The organism is Chitinimonas arctica (genome assembly GCF_007431345.1).
In the GTDB taxonomy this organism is placed as follows: Bacteria; Pseudomonadota; Gammaproteobacteria; order Burkholderiales; family Chitinimonadaceae; genus Chitinimonas; species Chitinimonas arctica.
Genome location: NZ_CP041730.1, coordinates 5,067,181 through 5,092,503, shown reverse-complemented (window position 1 = coordinate 5,092,503; position 25,323 = coordinate 5,067,181). Strand labels below are relative to the sequence as shown.

24 protein-coding genes and 1 pseudogene are annotated in these 25,323 nt (G+C 62.6%); 16 read left to right on the top strand and 9 right to left on the bottom strand.

Features of this window, described 5'->3' with window-relative positions; all coding sequences use genetic code 11:
- Nucleotides 1–2 precede the first annotated feature (2 nt).
- The 14 genes from FNU76_RS23105 (at nt 3) to FNU76_RS23045 (ending at nt 15,582) form a co-directional block, all read left to right on the top strand.
- Entirely contained in the window at nt 3–1,988 is a 1,986-nt protein-coding gene (locus FNU76_RS23105; RefSeq protein WP_144280383.1) for an eCIS core domain-containing protein, read from the top strand.
- A 63-nt stretch (nt 1,989–2,051) separates the two neighbouring features.
- A complete protein-coding gene (locus FNU76_RS23100; RefSeq protein WP_144280382.1) occupies nt 2,052–2,702 on the top strand; it encodes a hypothetical protein in 651 nt (216 codons plus the stop codon).
- Between the two features lie 12 nt (nt 2,703–2,714).
- Nucleotides 2,715–3,041: a LysM peptidoglycan-binding domain-containing protein gene (locus FNU76_RS23095; RefSeq protein WP_144280381.1), complete on the top strand. Its 327-nt coding sequence runs from the start codon at nt 2,715–2,717 to the stop codon at nt 3,039–3,041.
- A complete protein-coding gene (locus tag FNU76_RS24800; RefSeq protein WP_223879157.1) occupies nt 3,034–3,678 on the top strand; it encodes a hypothetical protein in 645 nt (214 codons plus the stop codon). Before FNU76_RS23095 ends, FNU76_RS24800 begins: the two co-directional genes overlap by 8 nt.
- On the top strand, nt 3,660–4,160 hold the full coding sequence (locus FNU76_RS24795; RefSeq protein WP_223879156.1) for a hypothetical protein: 501 nt from the start codon (nt 3,660–3,662) through the stop codon (nt 4,158–4,160). Before FNU76_RS24800 ends, FNU76_RS24795 begins: the two co-directional genes overlap by 19 nt.
- Complete coding sequence (locus FNU76_RS23085; protein ID WP_144280380.1) at nt 4,157–4,696, top strand: phage baseplate assembly protein V; 540 nt, start codon at nt 4,157–4,159, stop codon at nt 4,694–4,696. Before FNU76_RS24795 ends, FNU76_RS23085 begins: the two co-directional genes overlap by 4 nt.
- A 56-nt stretch (nt 4,697–4,752) precedes the next feature.
- Nucleotides 4,753–5,076, top strand: a complete 324-nt coding sequence (locus tag FNU76_RS23080) for a hypothetical protein (protein WP_144280379.1) — start codon at nt 4,753–4,755, stop codon at nt 5,074–5,076.
- 28 nt (nt 5,077–5,104) lie between these two features.
- The gene (locus FNU76_RS23075) at nt 5,105–5,461 is read left to right on the top strand and encodes a GPW/gp25 family protein (RefSeq protein WP_144280378.1); all 357 of its coding nucleotides are present in this window, start codon (nt 5,105–5,107) and stop codon (nt 5,459–5,461) included.
- 12 nt (nt 5,462–5,473) lie between these two features.
- Nucleotides 5,474–8,020, top strand: a complete 2,547-nt coding sequence (locus tag FNU76_RS23070; protein ID WP_144280377.1) for a putative baseplate assembly protein — start codon at nt 5,474–5,476, stop codon at nt 8,018–8,020.
- Nucleotide 8,021: 1 nt separating this feature from the next.
- Nucleotides 8,022–11,228, top strand: coding sequence for a putative baseplate assembly protein (locus tag FNU76_RS23065; protein ID WP_223879155.1), 3,207 nt, complete (start codon nt 8,022–8,024; stop codon nt 11,226–11,228).
- A 2-nt stretch (nt 11,229–11,230) separates the two neighbouring features.
- On the top strand, nt 11,231–13,468 hold the full coding sequence (locus tag FNU76_RS23060; RefSeq protein WP_144280375.1) for a hypothetical protein: 2,238 nt from the start codon (nt 11,231–11,233) through the stop codon (nt 13,466–13,468).
- Between the two features lie 58 nt (nt 13,469–13,526).
- Complete coding sequence (locus FNU76_RS23055) at nt 13,527–14,882, top strand: DUF6519 domain-containing protein (RefSeq protein WP_144280374.1); 1,356 nt, start codon at nt 13,527–13,529, stop codon at nt 14,880–14,882.
- A gap of 149 nt (nt 14,883–15,031) precedes the next feature.
- Nucleotides 15,032–15,307, top strand: a complete 276-nt coding sequence (locus tag FNU76_RS23050) for a CopG family ribbon-helix-helix protein (RefSeq protein WP_144280373.1) — start codon at nt 15,032–15,034, stop codon at nt 15,305–15,307.
- Nucleotides 15,307–15,582, top strand: coding sequence for a type II toxin-antitoxin system RelE/ParE family toxin (locus FNU76_RS23045; protein ID WP_144280372.1), 276 nt, complete (start codon nt 15,307–15,309; stop codon nt 15,580–15,582). Before FNU76_RS23050 ends, FNU76_RS23045 begins: the two co-directional genes overlap by 1 nt.
- A 75-nt stretch (nt 15,583–15,657) precedes the next feature.
- Here the strand turns inward: FNU76_RS23045 and FNU76_RS23040 are convergent.
- The 3 genes and pseudogenes from FNU76_RS23040 to FNU76_RS23030 form a co-directional block, all read right to left on the bottom strand.
- Nucleotides 15,658–16,386, bottom strand: a pseudogene (locus tag FNU76_RS23040) (YoaK family protein); the annotation flags it as partial.
- A gap of 64 nt (nt 16,387–16,450) precedes the next feature.
- Nucleotides 16,451–17,149: an aspartate/glutamate racemase family protein gene (locus FNU76_RS23035; RefSeq protein ID WP_144280370.1), complete on the bottom strand. Its 699-nt coding sequence runs from the start codon at nt 17,147–17,149 to the stop codon at nt 16,451–16,453.
- Nucleotides 17,146–17,544: a DUF488 domain-containing protein gene (locus tag FNU76_RS23030; RefSeq protein WP_144280369.1), complete on the bottom strand. Its 399-nt coding sequence runs from the start codon at nt 17,542–17,544 to the stop codon at nt 17,146–17,148. Before FNU76_RS23030 ends, FNU76_RS23035 begins: the two co-directional genes overlap by 4 nt.
- Before the next feature lie 96 nt (nt 17,545–17,640).
- Here FNU76_RS23030 and FNU76_RS23025 point away from each other — a divergent pair, with 96 nt between their 5' ends.
- Nucleotides 17,641–18,336, top strand: a complete 696-nt coding sequence (locus FNU76_RS23025; protein ID WP_179958259.1) for a helix-turn-helix domain-containing protein — start codon at nt 17,641–17,643, stop codon at nt 18,334–18,336.
- Here the strand turns inward: FNU76_RS23025 and FNU76_RS23020 are convergent.
- Nucleotides 18,289–19,203, bottom strand: a complete 915-nt coding sequence (locus FNU76_RS23020) for a sterol desaturase family protein (RefSeq protein ID WP_144280367.1) — start codon at nt 19,201–19,203, stop codon at nt 18,289–18,291. The genes FNU76_RS23025 and FNU76_RS23020 overlap by 48 nt on opposite strands.
- Before the next feature lie 84 nt (nt 19,204–19,287).
- Nucleotides 19,288–20,784, bottom strand: a complete 1,497-nt coding sequence (locus FNU76_RS23015; RefSeq protein ID WP_308418654.1) for a M48 family metallopeptidase — start codon at nt 20,782–20,784, stop codon at nt 19,288–19,290.
- A 594-nt stretch (nt 20,785–21,378) separates the two neighbouring features.
- Between FNU76_RS23015 and FNU76_RS23010 the strand changes: the two genes are divergently transcribed.
- On the top strand, nt 21,379–21,765 hold the full coding sequence (locus FNU76_RS23010) for a VOC family protein (protein WP_144280365.1): 387 nt from the start codon (nt 21,379–21,381) through the stop codon (nt 21,763–21,765).
- 30 nt (nt 21,766–21,795) lie between these two features.
- Here the strand turns inward: FNU76_RS23010 and FNU76_RS23005 are convergent, their stop codons facing one another.
- The 4 genes from FNU76_RS23005 to FNU76_RS22990 form a co-directional block, all read right to left on the bottom strand.
- Nucleotides 21,796–22,035, bottom strand: a complete 240-nt coding sequence (locus FNU76_RS23005) for an addiction module antidote protein (protein WP_223879154.1) — start codon at nt 22,033–22,035, stop codon at nt 21,796–21,798.
- Between the two features lie 155 nt (nt 22,036–22,190).
- Entirely contained in the window at nt 22,191–23,153 is a 963-nt protein-coding gene (locus FNU76_RS23000; RefSeq protein WP_179958258.1) for a phosphotransferase, read from the bottom strand.
- 11 nt (nt 23,154–23,164) lie between these two features.
- The gene (locus tag FNU76_RS22995; protein ID WP_144280363.1) at nt 23,165–23,803 is read right to left on the bottom strand and encodes a DUF2239 family protein; all 639 of its coding nucleotides are present in this window, start codon (nt 23,801–23,803) and stop codon (nt 23,165–23,167) included.
- A gap of 116 nt (nt 23,804–23,919) precedes the next feature.
- Nucleotides 23,920–25,305 (bottom strand): FAD-binding oxidoreductase, encoded by a 1,386-nt coding sequence (locus FNU76_RS22990; RefSeq protein WP_144280362.1) that lies wholly within the window; start codon nt 25,303–25,305, stop codon nt 23,920–23,922.
- Nucleotides 25,306–25,323: the final 18 nt, after the last annotated feature.

Below are 25,323 nucleotides of genomic sequence, written 5' to 3'. Positions count from 1 at the left end.
CCATGAGCGACCAGCAAAGCGCACAGACCGCGGCCAAGGTACCGCCGGCCAAGCCGGCGGCGACAGGCGTGCTGCAGCGCAAGTGCGAATGCGGCAACCACACCACGGCTGGCGGCGAGTGCGAGGCTTGCGGCAAGAAGAAGCAGCGCAAGGGCACCGGTGGCAGCAGTGACGATCCCTTGGAACTTGAGGCCGACCGCTCGGCCGATCGCATCCTGGCCGGGACCAAGCCGGGACGGATCAGCTCGATCCACCAACAGCTACAGCGCCAAGCGGCCGATGCCGCCGGCCCGCCGGACCTGGGGCGGCTAGCCGTCGGCGCGGGCAGACCGCTGGAAGCCACCATCCGTCGCGATATGGAACGCAGTTTCGGCCACGATTTCTCCCAGGTCAGGGTGCATACCGATGGCGAGGCGGACCGGCAGACTCGGCAGGAGAGGGCGCTGGCCTTCACCATCGGGGACGATATCTATTTCCGCCAAGGCGCGTTTACGCCGCATATGCCCAGCGGCCGCTGGCTGTTGGCGCATGAGCTGACCCATGTGGTGCAGCAGGCACAAGGCGCCCCGACTGCGCAGGCCTTCGATGCCTCGGCGCGGCGGGACCACGATGCACTGGAACGCGAAGCAGATCTGGGCGCCGATCGCGCGGTGCGCGGCAAGGCGGCTGGGGTCAAGCTACGTGCGCCCCAGATGCTGATGGCTTTTCCCATGTGCCGTTCCATCCTGGATGCCCGCGAAGAACAGGTCATCGCCGAATCGACCGTGCAAAGGGATCTGGCCACCCGGCTGGCCACGGCGGGCCCGGTCGAACGCGAGCTGCCGATTCCCGACAGTAGCTTTAGACCCTACATCGACTCCTACTACCGCCGTCCCAGACAGGCCCGTTCGGTTATATATGGCGGTGTGGGACGGGCCGGCCGAGCCGGGGTCGGCTCGGCGGACTTGGCTATGCTGAATGGTACGGAATTGGAAGTGATCGAGGTCAAACGAGGGTCGTGGACGCTGATCACCGATGCGGAACTGCAACTTGAGAACTATGTCCAGAAGGGCAATGAGAACTTGCTCTTCCTGGAAGAGCGCTGGGGCATGCGGCGGCGTGGCCCTCCTCCGGTCATCACTTCGGTCCGGCCGATGCCGACGTCGCGGCTGAATATCCCTTCACCCATACGGCTAGGCCCGGGCAATACACCCACTTCGGTGTCCTGGTGCCGCGACGGGCTGATTGCCTTCAAGGCCATCGGCGGGCAGGACACCAATATCTACGTCTGCGGCTCCACCCTGCGCAGCCCGGAAAGCTTTATTGATCCGCTGGTCTCCGGGGCGGAGTTGCTGGTCGATCGGTTTATCGATGGCCATCTGGTGCCGGCCATCGACCAGGCCATCCAATCCACCTCCATCCGCCAGGCACTGGAACGCCTATTGGCCGAGCCGGCGATCGGCGGCCAGCTGCAAGGCCTGCTGGGCCCCGCGGCCGGACTGGTCGACCTGCTCGGCAGCGCCGGGCCCCTGATAGACCAGTTAGACGGGCTGTTACAGGGCCAGGCGGACCGGGCGGTGCGTATTGCCATCGAGACGATGAAGGATCGGGTGATCGCCGAGGTAAGGCGTACCGTCAAGCGCCAACTTCGGCAAATTTTGCAAAATATCTTGACCGCGCTTTGCGTCGGGGCGGCCCAGGTCACCGCGCAAGAAGTCATGCGTGAACTGGAGCGCCGTATGAACGGGCTGGTCGGGGAGGCGATTCCCGTGGCCGTGGCTGCCATGGTCGGCGCGGTGGTCGCGCAGGCCGCCGCCGCAGCCGGCGAGGCACTGCTTGAGGTACTCAAGTATCTGGCCATCGCCGTGGGCGTGGTGATCGCGGCCATCGCCTTGTGGGAGGTCGCGGCCGTGATCGCGGCCGGTGCCACCTTGGCGGAGATCGGTACCGCCATCGCTGCGTTTTTCACCTCGCTGGCCCGCACCCTGGGGCCGCTGCTGTTTGCATGAGCTCGGACAAACCGATTTATCGCAGCACAAACCGCCCCTGTCGGCGGAAAGGCAATTCGCACCATGACCGCCTTCCCTGGCTCTCCCCGCCTGCTCAAGGGCGGCATCGTGCTGGTCCATCCCGTCAGCGGGGTGGTGCAGCGGGTGATTCCGCTGCAGTACAACCCCGATACCCTGACGCGCAGCCTGCAGATCAAGGGCGTAGGGCCGGAAGGGGGCGACCGTAGCGAGGCCCTGCGGCTGAAAGGGCCGCCGGTCGAATCGTTCAAGCTGGAAGCCGAAATCGACGCCACCGACCAGTTGGCCGAAGCGAACCGGCAAGCGACCCAGGTGGGCCTGCATCCTATCCTGGCGGCCTTGGAGATCCTGGTCTATCCGAGCAGCGCCACCTTGCAGGCCAATCATGCGGCGGCCTCGGCCGGTAGCCTGGAGATACTGGCCGCGGAGGCGACGCTGACGGTGTTCGTATTCGGCCCAAAACGTATCGCGCCGGTCCGCTTGACCGAATTCAGCGTGACCGAGGAAGCGTTCGACACGTCGCTTAACCCTATCCGCGCCAAGATCAGCCTGGGCATGCGGGTCTTGAGCGTGGACGACGTAGGCTTCAACGACAGGAGCGGTGGCTTGTTCATGAGCTACCTGCGGGCCAAGGAACAGATGGCGGCGGCCTATCAAGCCGGCTCCCTCGGCGCCTTGGGCATATCCGGTATCTAAGGAAGGCGTGGTATGGCGACTCAGTACAACTTCCCTCCCACCAGCCGTTATTACGGTATAGAGACCAGCAGCCTGCGGCTGGCCGACGGTCGCCAGGTGGTCTACCTGCGGCGCCGCTTCATACCCCAGCCGGAACGCTTTGCCGACTGGCAGCGGCATGAGGTGCAGCAGGGCGATAGGCTGGATAACCTGGCCTCGGCTTACCTGGGCGATCCGGAAGCCTGCTGGCGCCTGGCGGATGCCAATCGGGCCATGCGGCCGGCCGAACTGACCGAACGCATTGGACGCATCCTGCGCATTACCTTGCCCGAGGGTATCCCTGGAGCATCGAATGCTTAAAGGGGGCCACCTGACCTTGCTGATCGGTCCGGCCGTGCCGGTGCCGGCACCCCAGGCCTTGATGGATGCCCTGGTCAGTGCCCAGGTGACCAGCGCGCGCGATACCAGCGGCTTCCAGCTCAGCTTCACGGTGGGCAAGAAATCGCCGCTGCTGACGACCCTGCTGCCCACCGGCTATTTCGACCCCATATCCACCCGGGTCATCATTCTGATGACCGTGAACGGCAGCCCGCAGGTCTTGATGGATGGCGTGGTAACGCGGCAGGAGTTGAGCCCCAGCAGCGAACCGGGCCAATCGACCCTCACCATCACCGGCGAGGATCTCAGCGCCCTGATGGACCTGGTGGATCTGACCGGCCTGCCGTACCCGGCCATGCCCGAAATCGCGCGGATCTACCTGATCCTGGCCAAGTATGCGGCGTTTGGCGTGGTGCCGCTGGCCATCCCGCCCATCCCGCCCGATGTGGTAATTCCGACCAATAGCAACCCGACCCAGCGCGGCACCGATCGCAGCTATATCCGCTACCTGGCCAGCCAGGCCGGCTATGTCTTCTATGTCGAGCCCGGCCCGCGCCCGGGCAAAGCATTGCCTATTTCGGACCGGATATCCGCATTCCCGTGCCGCAACCGGCCCTGAGCGTGAATATGGACGCCCATACCAATGTCGAATCCTTGAGTTTCAGCCTCGACGGCTTGCAGAAGAAGATCGTCCTGTACGAGATCATGGACCCGGTAACGGGCCGCATCGCCATACCAATCCCGGTACCGAATATCTCCGTCCTGCGGCCGCCGCTGGGCGTCAAGCTACCGGTGCCCTGGCGCATCGAGCAGCAGGAAGGAGCCGCCAAGAACAATCCGGCCAAGGCCGCGCAGGAGATCCTCGGCATCGTGTTCAACGCCGCCGACGCGGTGAGCGCCACGGGGTCGCTCGATGTGGTGCGCTATGGCCGCATCCTGCGCTCGCGCATGCTGGTGGGGGTGCGGGGGGCCGGGCTGGCTTACGACGGCTTGTATTACGTCAATAGCGTGACCCACAGCATCAAGCGGGGCGAATACAAGCAGAACTTCCAGCTAAGCCGCGACGGGCTGATTTCCCTGACGCCAAAGGTGCCGGCATGAGCGATTCCCCAGCTGCCAGGCGCTTCTACGGCAAATATAGAGGCACGGTACTGATCAATGTCGATCCGGAGCGACGCGGCCGCATGATCTGCATGGTGCCGGACGTACTCGGCCTGCTGCCATCCAATTGGTGCGAGGCCTGCGCACCGCTGGCCGGACCGACCGGGCCACCCATGGGGGTGTACCTGGTGCCGCCCATCGGCGCCGGGGTGTGGGTGGAGTTCGAACAAGGCGATCCTGGCTACCCGATCTGGACCGGCTGCCGCTTCGGCGCGCCGTCCGATGTCCCGCCCCTGGCCACGCTGGGCAATCCGGCCGATCCGAATATCGTGCTGCAGACATTGCTGCAGCATTCGATCTCGCTCAGCGATATGCCGCCCAGCCCCATCACCGGCGGGATCATGCTGAAAAGCACCACCGGCGCCATGATCGTGGTCAACGACTCGGGCATCTATTTATCCAACGGCAAGGGCGCGACCATCACCCTGATCGGCCCGGCCATCACCATGAATAACGGTGCCTTGACGGTGATTTGAGATCCAAGGCGAGCGCGGCCGACCAGAGCCTGCGCCGATCAGGAGGAGGTAATGGCATGCCAGGACTTTTGGTTCATATCGGTGCCCAAGTGCTCTGCGCCCATGGCGGACAGGCCCAGCCGGCCGTGCCCAATCCACGCGTACTGGTCAGTGGCCAGCCGACGGTGCTGCTGAGTACGACTTATCTGGTGGCGGGCTGCCCGTTTCCGCCCCCGCCGAACGGCAACGGTCCCTGCGTGACCGGGCAGTGGCTGAGCGGTACCACCCGGGTGCTATCCAATGGCCAGCCGCTGGCGGTGAACGCGGGCGCTTCGCTGTGCGCGCCAACCGGCACCCCGATGATGGCGGCCGTGACGCAAACGCGCGTCACCGCTTTGTAAGGCGGCTTCGGAACAGGGAACCCAGACCATGCATATCGACTTCCCGCTGCACTTCAATGGCCGTGGCTGTACCGCCACCACCGATGAGGCCGGCCACATCCGCGACATGATCGAGCAACTGCTGTTCACCCAGCCCGGTGAGCGGGTCAATCGCCCCGACTTCGGCTGCGGCTTGCTGCAGCTGGTGTTCGCGCCCAATAGCCCCGAGTTGGCGGCGGTGGTGCAGCTTACCGTGCAAGCCGCCATGGTGCGCTGGCTGGGCGACGTGGTCGAAGTGCGCGATCTGCAGGTGCAGGCCGACGAGGCGAGCTTGAGCGTGGATCTCGACTACCTTATCCGCGCGAGCGGCCAGGCACAAAACGCACGCTTCCAACGGCAAATCTGACGAGGCCCAGCCATGAGCGACTGTTGCGAACGGGACGCGCGCCGGCAAGCGGTGCGGCAGCGGCAAGACCTTAACGGACTCGATTACCTCGAGGTGGCCGGCGACCAGCTATCGCTGCAGGTCTATTTTCTCGGCAAGCTGCCGCCGCAGCTGAGCGAGAAGATCGTCGGCGAGGTGCCGTGGCTGCGTATCGAAGGCGGTCGCCGGGTGACCGGCATACGCGTCGTGGCCGTGGAGCCCACCATCGACCCCGACCCCGAGCGCGATGATTTCCTGACGGTGTTTCTGGACCGCTATGGCGATTTCTCGACTTACACCCTGCGGTTGCTTGGCGTGGAGCGGATCGATCCGCGCTATGACCGGTTGGCTTTCAGTTTCAAGATCGACTGCCCCACCGACCTGGATTGCCGGCAAGCCCCCAGCTGCGTGGAGGCGCTCCCCGTCGAGCCCGACCTGAATTACCTGGCCAAGGATTACCAGAGCTTCCGGCAATTGATCCTGGATCGCTGGGCGGTGCTGATGCCGCAATGGCGAGAGCACCATGCGGCCGACGTGGGCATGGCGCTGGTGGAGCTGCTGGCCTATGTCGGCGACCACCTCAGCTACTACCAGGATGCGGTCGGTACCGAGGCCTATCTGGATACCGCACGGCAGCGTATTTCGGTGCGGCGGCACGCCAGGCTGGTCGACTACCGCCTGCACGAGGGATGCAATGCGCGCGCCTGGGTGGCGATAGAAAGCGCCGTGGATTTCCCGCTTGCGGCCGGCACGGCCTTTGTCACCAGCCTGCAAGATGCCCGTGCCAACGGTAAAGCCATTATCGATAGCGAATTGCTGGCCAGCCTGCCTGCCGCCGACCATGAGCTATTCGAAGCCATGGCGCCGGCCACGATATACGCCTCCCACAGCGAGATCCATTTCCATGGCTGGGGGCAGCGCGCTTGCTGCCTGGAGCAGGGCAGCACCTCGGCGACCTTGCTGGATGCCTGGCCGGTCGATCCGGCCCCGAACGAGCCCCCCGCGCTCGGTGGCGGCGAACGTGCGCTCCGGCTGAAACCAGGCGATGTGCTGGTCCTGGAAGAGGTCATCGGCCCGGGGACCGGCCTGGCCGAAGACGCCGATCCGGCCAGGCGCCACGCGGTGCGCCTGATCCGCGTGACACCGGTTCAGGATGAAGTGCTGCTGGACAAGCACGGTCGCCCGACGCCCTGTCTCGACGTCGAGTGGTCGATCGCCGATGCGCTGCCATTCAGCTTCTGCCTATCGGCCATCGGCCCGGCGCCCGACTGCGCCTATCTGGAGAAGGTCACGGTCGCGCGCGGCAATATCGTCTTGGTCGACCATGGCCGGACCACGCCATCCCAAGGCCAGGAAGGGCTAGGAACGGTACCGGCAGCCGGCAGCTCGGCGAGCTGCCGCTGTGCCGGCCTGCCCGGCGAAGTCCGCGTCGCGGCCGGCCCCTACCAGCCCACCCTGGCCCGTGGGCCGCTGGTTTTCAGCCAGCCGCTGCCCGATGACGATCCAGTCGGTGGAATCTGGCAGGCAGCGGCAAGCCGCCTGGACCAGGACGTACGCCAGGCGCTGCCGCAGATCTGGCTATCCAGCAGCAGGGCGGGGCAGGGCGAGCAAGCATGGCAGCCTCGGTACGATCTGCTGGCAAGCGGACCGGACGACCTTCATTTCGTGGTGGAGATGGATAACGCTGCGATCGCCCATCTACGGTTCGGTGACGGCGAACTGGGCAGCGCACCCGTGGCGGGCGACGGATTCCAGGCGCGATATCGGGTCGGGGGTGGCACGGCCGGCAATGTAGGCGCCGAGGCGATCCGCCATTTATTGCTGGATGGTTTTTCAGCGGGGGATGGCCTGCGTATTCGCAACCCGCTGCCGGCCAGGGGCGGGAAGCCGGCCGAGCCGCTGGCGGAAGCCAAGCTCTATGCCCCTCGGCAGTTCCGCAAGTGGATCGAACGTGCCGTCACGGCGGCCGATTACCAGACGCTGGCCGAGCGCATGGGCGGCATCCAGCGTGCAGCGGCCAAGCTGGCGTGGACCGGTAGTTGGTACGAAGCCCAGCTTGCGATCGATCCTTTGGGTAGCGAGATACTGGCACCACTGCAAAGAGAGGCCATCGCGGCGGGCCTGGCGCCGTATCGCCGCATCGGCCATGACCTGGCGGTCGTCCAGGCACGCTATGTCCCGCTGTATTTGAAGTTGCATGTCTGCGCCTTGCCCCATATGGAACGCGCTGCCGTCAAAGCGGCATTGCTGACGGTCTTCGGCAAGAAAACGCTGCCCGGCGGCAAGCGAGGCTTCTTCCATCCCGACCAGCTGAGCTTCGGCGCAGGCATCACGGTCAGCAGCATCGTGGCGGCCGCGCAGGCGGTGCCGGGGGTGCAATGCGCCAGCGTGACGGCTTTGCGACGGCAATTCGAAGCGGCCAATCGGGAAATCGAGCAGGGCATCCTGCCGCTGGGCAACGGCGAAATCGCGCAATTGGACAATGACCCCAGCTTCCCGGAGCACGGTGTGCTGGATATTGTCGTGGATGGAGGACGCTGATATGGGCAGCAAGACCTGCGGATGTACCGGTTGCGGCTGCTGCGAGGGTGTCCGGCTGCGCACCCCGGCAAGGATAGCGAACCGGCCCGGGTTGGACGCCATAGCCTACCGGGTAGGCACCCATTGGCGCTTCCTCGACTCGATGAAGGCCCGCTTAGGCAGCCTCAAGCTGGAAGCAAAGGGTCCGGGCGGCCAACTGGACGCCCGCTATACCCCCTTGTCCGGCCTGACTACCCGCGATCCCGCCGACGCCGCCATTGCCCTGCTCGACGGCTGGGCCTGCGTGGCCGACGTACTGACTTTCTACCAGGAGCGGCTGGCCAATGAGGCCTACCTGCGGACCGCGACCGAGCGGCGGTCGGTGCTGGAGCTGGCGCGGCTGGTGGGCTATGCCCTGCGCCCCGGCGTCGCCGCCAGCGTCTATCTGGCCTACACCGTGGACGCCAACCAGACCACTCCGGTTGAAATCGCCGCCGGCGCCCGCTCGCAGAGCATCCCGGCGCCGGACGAGCTGCCGCAATCGTTCGAGACCAGCGAAACCCTGCTGGCCCGTGCCGAGTGGAGCAATCTGCAAGTGCGCCTGACCCGGCCGCAGCGGCTGACCGCCAACGGCATCCCGAGTATGGACAGCCTGGTTTTGGCAGGCACCGAAACAGGCTTGAAACCGAACGATCCCTTGCTGTTCCTGGGGCTGGGCGCGCCCATGCTGCGGCAGGTGGCCAGTGCCGAAGCCGATTTCGAAAGGCAGCGCACGATCGTCAAGCTGCTGCCGTCCGCCTTGGCGGCCGCACCCATCGCGATATCGACGGGCCAGCCGTCGACATCCACCAGCGCCTTGAGCATCCTGCGCCGGCTGGGGAAGCCCCTGTCCAGATTACCCGCCTTGCCGGCGGCCCGTTCCAGCGCGGGATTGCGGCGTAGCTTGAGCCAGATGCTGTCCGGCGAGAGCGATGTACAAGCGCAGTTGCTGGGCTTTTTCAACCCGGCCATCAAACAACATCTCTACACGGCCTGGGCCAGTGGGGCCACGGCAGCGCAAACAGCGGCCCGTATCATCGGCTTTGGCGTCAAGGCTGCGCCGTTCGGCAGCACGGCACCGCTCAGGCCGATGCTCGATACCGCTGGCCGGATCAGCCACTACGAGGATTGGCCGCTCCCCGGCGATACGGACATCAAGCTTCAGCTGCAGGTGGGGGATGACGGCGACGGTGGCACGCAATGGATTTTCCAGGTCAGCGGCAACTGGAACGGCCAGCTGTTCCAGTCCGATCAGTCGGTGTTCAATGAACGGGAGTTTTCGCTGAATATCGTCACGGTGCGGGTCACCGGCGACCTCGACCAGGGCGCCAGGGTTCGCTTCACCTTCAAGGATGGCTTGGTACGCGAAATGGCCTTGCGGATCGAAGAGGGCGGCGGCACCCAGACGCTGCATGTTGCTTGCGATGGTTTGGTCGTGGACGTCAGGCTTGGCGCCACGGCAGCCGCACCGGGCAACCGGACCGAACGGCTGCGAGCCATTTTCCGCAGTACCACGGAGATCGAACTCGACGCTCGCTTACTGTCGAGCAGCCAGATGGCGCTGGAGAGCGGCTTCGAGCAGATCGTGCCCGGCAGCCTGGCCTTGCTGATGCGGGATGGCCAGTTATCGACCATCGCCACGGTGCTGGATGTCGCGACCACGGCGCGGGCTGCCTTCGGCATGACCGGCAAATCCACCCTGCTGGACTTGGAAAAGCCCTGGCGCGACAGTGCCCATGACACCACCCTGGCGAGTGCGAGACCGCTCACGGTATTTGCCCAGAGCCACGGGCTTGCACTGGCCGAAGCACCGATCGATGCCGATGTGGCGGGCAGCAGCATCGAGCTGGCGCGGCTCTATGACGGGCTCGAATCGGGACGCTGGATCATCGTTGCCGGTGAGCGCAGCGATATCGAAACCGGCGGGCAGACGGTTAGCGGGGTAATGGTCTCCGAGCGGGTGATGATCGCCGGCGTAAGCCAAAGCTTCGATGCCACCTTGCCCGGCGACCAGATCCGCACCACCCTGCAACTGGCCAACAGCCTGGCTTACCGCTACAAACGCGCGTCCCTGCGGATCTACGGCAATGTGGTCAAGGCCACCCATGGCGAGACCCGCCACGAGACACTGGGCAGCGGCGACGGCGCCAAGCCCATGTCCGCCTTTGCGCTCAAGCAGCCCCCGCTGACCTTCGTGTCGGCGCCGACCCCCAGCGGGGTGGCAAGTACCTTGCGGATCTACGTCAATGATATGGCCTGGCACGAGACCGACACCCTCGCGGGGCTGGGTCCGCGCGACCGCGTATTTGTCGGCAAGACCGACAATGCCGATATCACCACGGTGCAGTTCGGCAACGGCGAGCAGGGCGCCCGTCCGCCGACCGGGGTGGAGAATATCAAGGCCGTCTACCGCAACGGTATCGGCCGCCCCGGCAATGTCCGGGCCGGCCAGATCACCTTGCTGCAAACCCGGCCGCTGGGCGTCAAGGAGGTGATCAATCCCGACCGCGCCGCCGGCGGCGCGGACCGGGAGAGCCTGGACCAGGCCCGCGAGAATGCGCCCATGGCGGTGATGGCACTGGACCGGCTGGTATCCGTCCAGGATTACGCGGATTTCGCCCGCACCTTCGCCGGCATCGGCAAGGCGATGGCCTGCCGCCTGCACGACCGGGGCCGGGCCTTTATCCACCTTACCATCGCCGGCGCGGACGATATCCCCATCAACCCGCACGCCGACGTCTACCTCAACCTGCTCGCTTCGCTGCGCCGCTTCGGCGACCCGGCGGTGCCGGTCCGCTTGGCCGTCCGTGAATTGATCGTCATGGTGCTCAGCGCCAATATCCGACTCCAGCCCGACTATCTGTGGGAGCCGGTCGCCGCCGCTGTCCGGGCCGCGCTGCTGGCGCGCTTCGGCTTCGATCGGCAGGCCTTGGCGCAGTCGGTGGCGTTGGGGCAGATCATCGGTCTGATCCAGGGGGTGGAGGGGGTGGCTTATGTGGACGTGGATACCTTCGATGGACTGCCGGAAAGCGCTTATCGCGCCGAAGGCAGCGGACAGCTGGTCCGGCCACCCATCTCCTGGGTCGAAGCCAGAGCGGCGGAGATTGCGCTTGGCATCACCCATCCCGCCCAGCTGGCGATCTTTACGCCCGCCATTCCCGATACCTTGATCCTTAATCAGATCGGATAGCCATGGACGCCGCCCCCCGCCTCGATCGACTGTACCGGTTGCTGCCGGCCATCTACCGGATGCGCGACGCCGAACAGGGTTATCCCCTCCAGGCCCTGCTGCGCGTGATGGCCGAGCAGGTCAACGTGGTCGAAGACGATATCGGCCAGTTGTACGAGAATTTCTTTATCGAAACGGCCGCGGACTGGGCCGTTCCCTATGTGGCCGACCTGATCGGCTACCGGCCGGTCCATGCCACCGGCGCGGCCGGAGATACAGGCAGCGAGCAGGGGCGGGCACTCAACCGGGTCCTGGTACCACGCCGGGAAGTCGCCAATGTATTGCGCTACCGGCGCCGCAAGGGCACGCTGCCGCTGCTGGAACAGCTGGCCGGCGATATTGCCGGCTGGCCGGCGCGGGCCGTGGAGTTCTATCGCCTGCTGGCCTGGAACCAGCATCTCAACCATCTGCACCTGGACCGCGCCCGCACGGTGGATGTGCGGCGCATGGCTGCACTGGCCAGGCTGGACGGCGCCGGGCGGGCCAGCCCATTCGATAGGCTGGCGCACACGGTGGAGGTGCGGCGCGTCGATTCACGCTACCGGCAGGGCCGCTACAATATTCCCTCGGTAGGCGTGTTCCTGTGGCGGCTCAAGTCGTATCCGGTCAGCCTGGCGCCTGCCTGCTGCCTGGAAAAGCCTGGGCCGCAATGCTACAGCTTCAGCTTTCTCGGCCAGGATGCCCCGCTATTCAGCCGGCCGGAGAGCAGCGCCGGCGCGATCAGCCAGCGCCTGCGCGTGCCGGCAGCCATCGGCCGGCTGGAATTTTCACGCCACCCAGAGCGTTTCTACGGCATTGGCAAGAGCCTGCTGATCTGGGCCGAGGGCTGGGCCGGCTCGGACGGTAAGGCGCCCTTGCCGCTGGATGTCATCGTGGTCGCCGATTTGAGCGGCTGGCGCTATACGGTGCCACGCGGCAAAGTCGCCATCGATCCGGTGCTGGGCCGCTTCGCCTTTCCGCAGCGGCAATTGCCCAAGCGCGGAGTACGGGTGTCCTACCACTACGGCTTCAGCGCGGATATGGGGGGCGGCGAGTACCGGCGGACGCTGTTCGAGCCCTCGGCGCGGGAGCGAGTCCGCCACTACACGGTACGCGGTTCGGCAGGCAGCGATCCCGCCGACGACACCTTTCAAACGATTGCTGCGGCCCTGGCTCAGTGGGAGAAGGATAGTCCGGCCGACGCCGTTATCGAACTGGCCGACAGCAATGTCTATGTCGAGCCCCTCGCCATGCATATCGCCAGTAGGCAGACCTTGCAACTCCGCGCCGCCAATCGGATGCGGCCGGCCGTTCGCCTGCTGGATTACCAAACCAACCGTCCCGATCCGCTGGTGGTCAGCCTGGAACCGGGCGCCTGCTTCACGCTGGACGGCGTACTGGTGGTCGGCCGGCCCTTGCGCATCGAAGCCGGGCAAGCCGATGACGCCGCCGAGACCCCCGCTGGAACGGATTGCCTTGCCAAGGTGGTCATTCGCCATTGCACCTTGGTACCCGGCTGGGGAATCGGCTGCGATTGCGAGCCCATGCGTCCGGAAGAACCCAGCCTGGAACTCTTCAATGTGCAGGCCGCCCTGCATATCGAGCACAGCATCCTGGGCACCATCCATATCAACGAAGACGAAGTGGGAACGGACCCGATACCTGTCCATATCAGCGACAGCATCGTCGATGCGACCGGCTCGCAGCTGGAAGCGCTGGGCGCGCCGGGCAGCGTGGTCGCGCATGCCTTGCTCACCATCCGCAACAGCACCGTGTTAGGCATCGTGGACGTCCACGCGGTGGTACTGGCCGAAAACACGCTGTTTACCGGCTGCCTCAATGTGGCGCGGCGGCAATTGGGCTGCATGCGCTTTTGCTATGTACCGCCACGCTGCCGCACCCCCCGCCGCTACCACTGCCAGCCCGACCTGGCGGTACAGGCGGCCAAGGAAACAGTATCCGACCCCCTCCAGCAGGCCGCCCTGATCGTCCTCGAGCAGGAGCGGGTCCGGCCCCGCTTCGACACCGAGCGCTACGGCAGGCCGGACTATGCCCGGCTGAGCGAGCAATGCGCGGCCGAGATCCGGCGCGGCGCCGAGGACGAGGCGGAAATCGGCGCCTTCCACGATCTTTTCCAACCGCAAAGGGAAGCCAATCTGCGGGCGCGCCTGGACGAATACATCCCGGTCGGTTGCGAGGTAGGCATGCTGTTCGTGAACTGAAGCCGCTCCCGGTCATTACACCCATACCAATCATGTGTCAGAGATGAGGAAGCACGCTATGAAAGGCGATTTCACCCGCGATACCTTCGATCCCCGCCGCCACTTCAGCCGGGTACTGATGCAGCAAGGACGTGTCACCCTGGACGCGGACCACAATGAGCAGACCGCTATCCTCCTGCACTACCTGCGTACGCTGGCAAAGGACTTGATCGGTCCATTCGGCATTCCCGCCTCGGCGGAGGGTGGATTTTCCCTGTCAGCCGCAGGAGATGGACATGATCTCGGTATTTCCCCAGGCCGCTGCTATGTGGACGGGATACTGGTCGAGAACGATGCGCCCGCCGCCAGCTGGCGACGGCAGCCCTATCCGGTCGATGATCCGGACGAGTTGGCTAACTTCCTCGATGCCAATGGCGACGCCAGACGGCAATACCTGCTCTACCTGGATGTATGGGAGCGACACCTGAGCTGGATAGAGGCAGGTACCATTCGCGAACTGGCGCTGGGCGGCCCGGATACCTGCACCCGCGCCCAGGTAGTCTGGCAGCTGCGGGCCGCCGCGTACGCCGGACGGTTGCCAAAAGACCGAGACGGCATCGTCAAGCTTACCCAAGAGGAACGGCTGCGGTTGGCGGGCGCCGAATCGGACAGGCGTGCCGGCGCGACCCTGATCGCCGACCTGGTCCCACTGGCCGGCCCCAAGAGCGCCTGCATTATCGCGCCGGATTCTCGCTATCGAGGCCTGGAAAATCAGCTTTACCGCGTTGAAATCCATGCCTCCAGCAATAACGGTGTCTTCAGCTTCAAGTGGTCACGCGACAACGGCAGCACCGCCACGGCCGTCGTCGGCTTCGAGGGCAACGCTTTCGAAGTGGCCGATGGCCGGGGTTTCGAAGCGGGCATCTGGGTGGAGTTCAGTTTCGACGAGCACGATCTGCTGAGCCAGCCGGGCTGGCTATTCAAGCTCGGCATGGTGGAAGGCCACACCCTGTTCGCCGACCCCGATACGCTGCCCGACGACCTGCCGAATACCTGGCTGGAAGCCGATGCGCAGCGCCACCCCAAGATCCGCCGCTGGGACCAGCAGGCCGACGAGGCGCAGGCGCTGACCGATGGCCTTATCCAGGTAAGCCAAACCCGTCTCATGGCCAATGCCTGGTTCGACATCGAAGATGGCATCCGCGTGGCATTCGCGCCGGAAGGGGAATATCGCTGCGGCGACTATTGGCTGATACCCGCCCGGGTAGCCAGCGGCGATATCGAATGGCCCAGGGAGAAGGGCGCGGACGGCAAGGACCATCCGCTGGCACAGGCGCCGCATGGCATCGTCCACCACTATGCGGCATTGGGGGTGGTGTCGCGCAATACCACCGGGACTTTGGTGGTGCAGCAGGGGGGAGGGTGGTTGGGATAGGGGGACTTTACTGCATATTCAAGCCGACACTGTTATGCATTCGGCATGCATCGAGTTTTCTTCGCTCGCGACTTTGACATCGAGGTAGTTTAATCACTATGATTCATTTCGAATCATTCTGATTTGATGGAACAAAGGGAGAGAGCATCATGTCACACGCAGACACCAAAGTTGTCACAGCGCATTTGCCGCGACCGCTTGCGGAGCGCATCGACGCCGTGGCGGCCCGCCTTGATCGCTCGCGTGGCTGGATCATGAAACAGGCGCTAACGGCATGGCTCGACCAGGAAGAAGAACGGGACCGGCTTACCCGCGAAGGACTCGCCGACGTCGAAGCCGGCAATGTGATCGATCACCAAGCGGTGCAGGCATGGGCCGATAGCCTGGGCACCGATCAACCATTTCCATTGCCGACGGGGCGCTGATGCAGATCAAATGGACCTCAAAGGCTTTGTCCGATTTGGCTCGGCTTTATGAGTTCCTGGCACCAGTAAACAAAGCGGCCGCAGCCCGAACCGTTCAATCGCTAACGGTTGCGCCTGCCGCTCTATATGAGCACCCGCGACTTGGTGAGCGGCTTGAACAATTCGAACCGCAAGAAGTACGGCGCCTCTTTGTTGGGCACTACGAGCTTCGCTATCAGGCTCAAGGAGACACCGTATATGTCCTACGACTATGGCATACCCGCGAGGAGAGGTAGGCCAATGTAGATGTGCGTGGAAATTAAAACACGTCAAAGTCGCCTTCGGCTCTTTCGGCCTTGAACAAATTCATTCATATCGTCGGCGATTGGCACGATAACCAGGATCATGAGCATCAGTGCTAACGGGACGGTTGAGACATAACCGACGTGTTTGAATCCCCACGCCCCCGTTACGCCACCAATAAAGAAGAAAAGCGCCAATGCGGTAAAAACCTTGAGCCGTGACCAGTCTGCCCTTACCTTTGGAAGGGTATCTGGATGTGAGCGATTCCAATAGAATAGTTTTCCTAACTCAATTCCAATATCGGTGACAATACCTGTGATATGAGTCGTGCGAATTTCTGCATTGGATAACTTGGTAATGAGCGCATTCTGTAGTCCCATGATAAAACTCAGCAGCATCACGGTAACGGAAGCAAATATGCCGTTGATGTCGGCAAGCCTGGCGCCAAGAAGCCCAAAGCACAGTAATAATCCTGCTTCAGCAAGAAGCGGAAACGCGTACTCACTGTGCATATTGTGACGCCGAGAGTAGTTCACCATTATGGCGGAACATGCTGCCCCCATGAGAAAGGAAGCCAACGCGCCAATTCCGGCCAACGCAAGGTCAAATGCGCCCAAGGCTATATGGTCGGCCATTGCTGAAACAATGCCTGTCATATGCGAGGTGTATTGCTGAACTGCCAGAAAACCACCTGCGTTGACGGCGCCAGCAACAAAAGCCAGAACAAATCCGAGCTGCCTGTTGGCGTCTTTGCTTCGGTTTTTTCCGGTAAGTTTTCTTGAGTAATTAATTGGCATTGAGCTTTATTCTATAAAGATTTTCGATGCTCCCCCCTATATGCCGAATCCATGTGCGGAGCCTTTATTCCAACGCCTTCTCCGCTGCCGCGACGGCATGGAGCCTGGTGGTATCGAACAAGGGCAGCTCGATGTCTTGCGGCCCGATGAGCAATCCTATCTCGGTGCAGCCCAGAATAATTCCCTGTGCGCCCTGGGCGGCGAGCTTGTCGATAATCCGAAGGTAGGTCTCGCGGGAGGCTGGCTTGATCTGACCCTGGCAAAGTTCCTGGTAGATAATGTCGTGGACGGTGTCCCGGTCCTCGGCCTCGGGCACCAGGGCCGTTATGCCGTGCAGCGCGAGACGGGCGCGGTAGAAATCCTGTTCCATGGTGAAGCGGGTACCCAACAGACCAATCTGGCTCATTCCCGCAGCCTTGATGGCGCTCGCGGTCGGGTCCGCGATATGCAGCAGCGGAATCTGCACCGCCGCCGTGATGGCATCGGCTACCTTGTGCATGGTGTTGGTACACAAAACCAGCAAGTCCGCGCCGCCCTGTTCCAATTGCCGGGCGATCGCGGCCAGCCGCCGGCCGGCTTCGTCCCAGTCACCCTGGCTTTGCAGGCTAGCGATCTCCTGGAAATCCACGCTATGCAGCAGGATGCGGGCAGAGTGCAGGCCGCCCAGGCGCGCGCGAACCGTTTGATTGATCTGCTGGTAATACGGTACGGTAGATTCCCAGCTCATACCCCCGAGCAGGCCGATGGTGCGTTGTGTCGTCATGGTTGTTCCCCGATCAATGCCGCGCCGCGTTCCCTCAGCAATTCGGCCAGTACCGACCGGTGGCAGCGATCAGCGTTTTCGCAATAGCAGCCGATAGCCAGATTGCTATGGTGTGAGAGGGCGGCCAGCAAGTCCAGTACGCGTGCAGCATCGGCTTCATTCATTTCCGAACGGAAGCGGCGCTTGAACGTCTCCCAGTCCTTGTCGTTGGCGGCGGCTTTGCCTAGCGCCATCAGCTCGGGGCTGGGGGAGAGATTGGGGAGCCAGGTATCGTAATAATCGCGGCTGGCGAATTCGGCCTTGGGCACACCGCGCGGCGGGCGTCGCACGGTACCGATGCGCAAGCCCTCGTCAGGCCTGCGTGGCGTGCCTAGCTGGAGAATATGTAAGGGCATACCGTTCCGTCGGCGAGGGGTTAAGCCGGCAATTTGGCTGAGTGCGGCAAGAGTAAGACGGGAAGGATTGTGATGGCAAGCAAGGGGAGGGCACCAATGGACCTGCCCGCATGGCGCGGCAGCCTTGAAATTGGCAACGACTGGGCGCTCTGGTGTGGCAGCGTGGGCGAAAGCCGACTGCACAGCCATTTCGCCGCGCAGGCTGCCTGGAGCAGCCATGGCGTCGGCATCGTCGATGCCGCGGGTCTGCAGCGGCAAGCGCCCTGCGTATTGGTCGAGCCCATGGCGCCGCACCGCCTGCTCGCTGGCGAGTCCGTCACGCTTATCTTTGTCGAACCCAGGCGCAACGGCCTGGTTCGCCTTCCACCGGCGTTGCAGGCTTCCTTATGCGCGGCATTGCAAGGGCCATACGCGATCATTCCGGCCGATCCGGATGCGTTTTTTTGGCCCAGCCCACTCGTCGCTTGCGCGGAAGTAGACTGTGAATGGGAGCAGGCGGTACGCGATATCGTCGATGCGGATCTGCACAAGGGGCGGCTTGAACTGGCCTGGGTAGCCGGGCGTTTTAACCTCTCCACGGACCGCTTCCGCCATGTTTTCGCCGAACGCCTCGGCATGCCGTTCAAGCGCTTCGTGCTTTGGCGACGCCTAAGATTGGCAGTAACACTGAGGCAGGGAGGGGCGGATATCACCCGCTGCGCACACAGCGCCGGCTTTGCCGACGCCGCCCATTTCGGCCGTACGCTAAAAGCCAACTTTGGCATTCACGCCAGCTTGCTTTGCGCCCCCTGATTGCCCGGACGGATTGGTTTTCCTGAAAGGTGCCAGCAGCTGGCCCCAATAACCGGCTGGATAGCCGGGCTTCTCGCCGATGCCGAAATCTCCAGGTCCAAAGCGACGGTCCGGCTCGTAGACATAGCTGCCCAATAGCCGATCCCATAATGTGGTGAACAGCCCAAAGTTCACATCGCCCTCGCCAGCCCACTTCTGGTGATGAAAGCGATGGGTGGGGGCCAAGGCCAGTAGATGGCGTAAAGGGCCGATGCGCATATCCACATTGGCATGCTGCAGCAGCAGTTGGACCGCCACGGAGAATGCCAGTAGCGCAGCCACTGCGTCAGGAATGCCCAGCAATATCAAGGGCAACATACCGGCGGCCGTTTCCAGTGCCAGATGCACGGGGTGTTTGAGCAGACCGTTGAAGCCATAGAAGCGCGTCACCGAGTGATGGACCGCATGAAAGCGCCAAAGCAAGGGCCAACGATGGCTGGCGTAGTGCATCAGCGTGACGCCGCAGTCGGCTATCAGGATAGCAAGCAGCCACTGCATCGCCAGCGGCCAACCTGCAGGCCAGGGACCATGCCAAGGTAGTCCGGTCGTCAGTTGGGGCAGCAACAACAAGGCAGCAAAGCTGGCGCCTTCGTTGACGAATGCATGTGCGGTGTCACGATAGGCTTCGCCGCGGTGACCATTCCAATCCCGCCGATACGGGATCAGCCGTTCGACGAAAAGCGAGACGGCAATCGCCGCGAGCAGCAGCGCCACCAGCCAGGCATGGGATCGATGCGCGCCAAGTAGCAGCAATGCAGCGGCGTTAAAGCCCAGCAGCATGGCCGGGGCGTAGAAGTAGGGCAGTAACTTGAGCAGGACGGCAGGCATGATTTCCTCGTTGAACTGGCCCGTTTGGCCAATGATGCGAGGGTGCGGCTGCCGGCTTGCTGGCGATAGAACGGAGCGGCTGACTTAAGGTTTGGTCAGTAACGCTTCCTGCCTTTGTTCCTGCCGCATCGCTTGGTGACGTGTCCAGTAATGCGCGAACGCGGCCTTGAAGTGCGCTTTCTGCTTACCCAGGCCCGGCAGCTTGATCTTGGTCTGCTTGGCGCCGAAAAAACCTTTCTCTGGGTGTTTTACGGTTAGCGCGTCACTGCCTAGGACGGCGTCGGCGTAATCAGTCTTGCTGACACTGTCCCACGAAATTTCCTTCTGTCCGGGCGGGGTGACGCCGGAGTAGCTGATGACGATCTGTCGACCCTTTTTCAGGTTGAAGGCGATGGGCGGGAAGTACTTCAGTACGATCGCCAATTCCGCTTCATTGGCCGGCCCGTAGCGGTAAGCCAGGTGCATTTCGTGATTGGCGGCAAAGCGCTGTTCGTAGACGGCCCACAGACGTTGCTCTATATCGTGCGCATTGCGGATTGCGTTGGCCCAGCTGGTGGTCGGCGCCAGGGTCACGATAGCGCTGTACTCTTGCTCCGCTACTTCATGCTGCACATTGCGCATACGCTCCTCCAGCAACGGATGCGAGTCGAACGGATGCGGTACGCTGGCGCTCTTCATTTCCTCGATAAACTGCGGCGAGGCCGCATAGGGCTCCAGGCCGGAAGCCACATAGTTGGCGATACCCAGGCTAACGCCGTGCTGCTGGTTTTGTTCGAACAGCTTGTGTTCTATCTGCGAGCGATAGTGCGAATAAGCGGCAACCTTGATCAGCGATTGCACGATGGCTTTACCGGAAGTGAGCTTTGCGGCTAGACGGTCAGCCAGGAATTCACGTTCACGGCTATCCCGCATCAGGGCGATCTCGAAGATCACCCGATACATTGCCATCAGGTGGTAGACCATGATGGTCAAACCGCCGCCCGCCATCGAGCGGCAATACAGGTCATATTGCGCCAACTTGGGGCCCAGCAATGCGCTACTTGCTGCGTCGCCACCTTGCAAGTGGGCTAGCTCATGCGACAGCACCGCGTCGGCTTCGTGCTGGTCCAGCAGCCGCAACAGTGGAATGCTGATAAATAAGGTGCGGCCGTGAAGGACCGTACCGGCTAGATTCAGTGGCGCTTCGGTAACGAAGAAATTGCTGTCTATACCGGCTACGATATGCGTCGGCGCCGCGGTTTGCAGCCGCCCAGCCAAATGCCGCACCCGGGCCCACAGTGCAGGGGCCGTGGCTTCGGTGATTGCTTCTCCCTCCAAGGTCCAGTCATTGCGTGAACGCAGGAAGATGCACCTTACCGTGTGTATCGCCGCCAGACCGACAGCTATGCCTGCTATCGTGACCAGCTTGATCGAATAGATGTCCCAGAAATAGACGGTCACCCAGAAAGACAGCCAGACCAGCATTGCACCCTGCACCAGTACTTCCAGCGCACTGGCTACCCTGAGCAGGTGCCAGCCGGTCACGAAACTCCGATACTGCGTGCGGCGATCGGAGAACGCAGAGTAGCTCAAGCCCAACATCAGCAGCAAAAGTATTACACCTGCGACGATGCTCCAGAACGAGACCGCGTGCGCGATGTGGAGTTGCCAGGCTATGGAGTAAGGGGCACATACTCTTTCCCGGTAGGCTTTGACCTTTGGGTCTTCGTTGCCGCATGTCGAGGATGGCGGATTGTCGTTGAAAAGTGCCGTCTGTTCCGCCTTCACCTGTGCCGGCACCCCGGCAAGCTGTGCAATCGCGGGGAGTACATGCTGCCTGAAGTCGGCATCTATGCCCAATTGCGATTGCTTCACAAATAAAAGGGTGATGACGGGGACAAGGAATAAGGACAAGAGTGAATACAGGAAGGTCTTGAGTAGACCTTTACGCAATGCTGGATGTAATGTCATTGGCTTGGGCGAAAGGAAGCGCTTTTTGCAGCCGAACTGCGAGCGGTAAATCGAAAAGCGCATGATTATACAGCATATTTGTCTTTTAAGCAGCATTGGCTGAACATCCGCCAACCACGCGCCCGTCCTGGCGTTGGGCTCGCCGGCAATTACTGGCGCAGCGGTTTTCTGGCGCCTAGACTGCATTACCGGCCGTGGCGCCGGATTCGAACGAGGGGAGCTACCATGTTGTCCGAGTCGTCCGTCACCACCATGCTGCCGGTCAAGGATATGGATCGCGCGCGGGCCTTCTACGAAGGTTTATTGGGCCTCAATCCAGGCGGATTCCGACCTGACGGCAAGTTCACTTATATGGTCGGTGGCAGCACGCTGGCGCTGTTCCCTAAAGCGGAAGGGACCAAGGCCGACCATACGGCGATCAGTTTTCGCGTAGACGATATTGCCGCGAGCATCGAGGCATTGAAGGGCAAGGGGGTGGTATTCGAGGATTACGACTTCCCCGGGCTCAAGACCGTCAACCATGTCTGCGTGCTAGGCGCGGAGAAAGCGGCGTGGTTCAAGGACACCGAGGGCAATTATCTGTGCCTGCATGAGGACCTCGACCTAGCTTAGCCGCTCGTGCTTTACAAAGATCACTGTGGATCAGACATGAACGGCCTGCGCGACCAGACGCACGCCAAGGGCCGCGCATACTCGACTCACCGTGTCAAAACGCGGGGAACTATCTGGGCGTAGCGCCTTATAGAGAGCTTCGCGGGTGATTCCGGCCGACTTGGCGATCTCCGTCATACCTCGAGCGCGGGCAATGTCTCCGAGCGCTGCAGCCAATAAGGCCGCATCGTTCGCTTCTAGAATATCGCTCAAGTAGGCGGCGATAGACACTACATTAAATCACTGCAAAGCCGACATAGCTGTCGGAATACGCTGACTTTGTGCCTTTACTTCCGATTAGTTGGTGATGGAGCAGACGCTTGTGCATTAACTTTCGCTTGTCGGGCGGGCATGGCTTGAAAGGGGTGGGCGCGCGTTATTCCTTGCTAAGACAACATCAGCTGCCGCGCCACACTACATTCGTTGCTTGCCCACTCTCTCTCCATTTCGGCGGCAAGACTGGCCGCCACGAGTGCTGGCGCTACGCGGCCCTGCTGTGCGCCCAGCAAGGCGAGCAGATCGGACATGACCAACGGGACAACTTCCACTTCGTTTGCCGCACCGCTCAAAGCGGCGAAGAGGGCGAAACCAGCCGCATAGAAGCCCAGCGCTTGCACACGCGCCAAAACCATCCGCGCACATTCCAATTCGATGGGTGCACGCGCCAGGTAGCTTGCCAGTAAAGCCTCGCGCTGCTCGCGACCAGGGAAATTGAAAACACCCAATTGGGCCAGGTCCAGAAAGGGATCGCCCATACAGGCCGTTTCCCAATCGATCAGAAAGATCGAATCCGCCGTTTCGAGGATATTGGTAGGATTCAGATCGTTATGACAAGGCGCGGAGCAGGCGAAGCGCGCGGTGGCGAATTCGATCTCGGCCATGATGTCCGTAAGCCGCCCAGGGAGCCCTACGCCATTTTTCTCGCGCAGACGCCCATCGAAGTACGCCACGATATCGGCTAAGCGAGCACCTGCGGGGAATGCCGGACCGTCGTGCAGGTGCCGCAGTGTCCGCGCCGCACGCTCGATATGTTGCGGCGTCCTGCCCAGCGCCCCGCCGTGGATATGCGCCATGATCGCAATACCGTTCGCGACATCGCTATACAGCAAGCGAGGCGCGAGCTCCCGCTCCGCGGCAATGGCCATACAGGCAAATTCCCGCTCCAGGCGGACCTGATGCTGCGGGCGCGCCGGATCGACCTTGCGCAAGACATAATCGGAGCCAGCCACCGACAGGGATAGGAGCAGGGCGCCGGAACGGCCGCCCGCCATGGCGGCGAGCTTGTCCACCGCTTGATTGCCGAATGCCGCAACAAGTGCCTGGCTGATTTCCGGTGTAAGAAGAGACAAATCAAGCGCCTTCATTGCGCGGCTCCCGCTTCGTGCTCGCCGGTTAGCGCAAACAGGGCATCCGCGAGCTGCTTGGTATGCGCGTGGATATCCGCTGGCCAATCGTGGATCGCCGCATGGAAATCCGGCTTATTGGCAGAGAACAAAGCTCGAGAGGCGGCTTCGAAGCCGACTTCATTGCCGGCAATGGCGTGCATGAAACGGTAGGCCGCGTCGCGTAATTGGCGGGCGCGATCAGCCGCCGCAGCCGAGCGCAATGCCTGCTCGACCAATTTCCGCAATGCCACCGATGCCCCACCGGGCTGGCCGGACAACCATTCCCAATGCCGTGGTAGCAAGGTGACTTCACGAGGAACGACACCCAGCTTGGGGCGCCCGGCCGAACGCGGCGCCTCGGCCGGAGCTTCATCGGCAGCTGCACCATCCGATGTGCCGGCCTCCGCTTGGTAGCGAGCCTGCACGGTTGCCAAGCTGCCCTGTAGATCAAGCTCTATCGGTTCGCTCGTCAGGGCATTGAATACCAGCAAGGTCTGATCCGGCTGGTGATCGATCTCGCATTTCAGCGTCCGCGCCACCTCGGCCACGGAGCCTTGGGCAATACGCTTGTTGCCGGAGAATGCGATGCAGACGGTAGAGGAGGGGAGTGTCATGTCGAGATTCCGCTGGATGGAATCTGCATATTACCCGGGTAAAAATAGAAGTCAATTTTACCCGGGTAATATATAAGACGGCAATCACGGTGCTTTGTCCGAGGGACAAGCCGGCGCTACAACAACACACCCGGATTGAATAACGAGCCGGGGTCGAACACCGCCTTGATCTGCCGCATCAAGGCGCGTTCCACCGGATCATGGCCCGCATCGGCCGCCGCAATGCGCAATCGGCCGATGCCATGCTCGGCACTGATATCGCCACCATGACGCGCGACCAATTCAAATAGCAGCGAATTGGCTTTCCGCTCTTGATCGACAAGGTCGGCACCTGCGGGCAAGCCAAGGTTGTAGTGCAGGTTCCCATCGCCGACATGGCCAAAAATGACAGGCTGCGCGAAGGGCAACTCCCTTTGCAGCGCTTCGGCTGCGGCGTCGATAAAAGTTGCGATGGCACTGATCGGCAAAGCCAAGTCATGCTTGATGGATGGCCCCTGGCGATTTTGCGCCGCAGGAATATGCTCGCGCAGTCCCCACAGCGCTTTACTTTGATCGACATCCTGCGCGATGACCGCATCGTAGTAGCCGGTCGCCAGCAAGCTCTCCATCAGCCGTTCTTTCAGCGCGGTATCGTTGTCGGCCCCGCTCAGGGCAATGAGTACGGCATAGGCCGGCGTTGTCTCGAATGGTTGAGCGATGCTGGGGAAATGCTTGGCCATCAGGCCCAGGGCTGCCCCGTTGATCATCTCGTAGGCTGTCAATACCTCGCCTAGTGCCGTCTTGGTCTGCGCAAACAGATCCAGTACTTGTTCGGCGCTTTCCATCGCAACCAAGGCGGTGGCGTGACCGCTTTCGGCCGGGAATAGGCGCAAGGTCGCGGCGGTGACAAAACCTAGCGTGCCTTCAGCCCCGATGAATAACTGTTTCAGGTCATAGCCCGCATTGCGTTTGCGCAGCGCATGCAGCCCCCGAAAAACCTGGCCGTCCGGCAGTACGGCTTCAATCCCGAGCCTCAGTTCGCGCATATTGCCGTAGCGTTGGACCTGCATGCCGCCGGCGTTGCTGCCGATCAAGCCGCCTAGCCGGGCGCTGCCCGACGATCCGAGCCACAAGGGAAACAACCTGTCCGCCGCTTCGGCTGCCTGCTTCAAATCGTCGAGCACGCAGCCGGCCTCCGCGGTCAGGGTGTAGCCCAGCGGGTCGACGTGCCGGATAGTATTAAGCCGGTCACAGCCGAGAATCAACGCGTTGCCGCTCATTGGCGTAGCGCCGCCTACCAGGCTGGTATTGCCTGCCTGCGGCACCACTGCCACACCATGCGCATGGCAACGCGCAATGATCTGCGCGGCCTGTTCCGTGCTGGCAGGCAAGGCCATGCCCAGCGCCTGGCCATGTAAACGCTTACGCGCGTCGACCAGCCGTGGCGCGAGCTTTTCCGGATCGGTCAGCAGGCTGCTCGCGGGGAGCATGGCAGCCAGCTCGGAAAGCAAGGGGTGTGGCATATCGGAAAACCTCGCTGG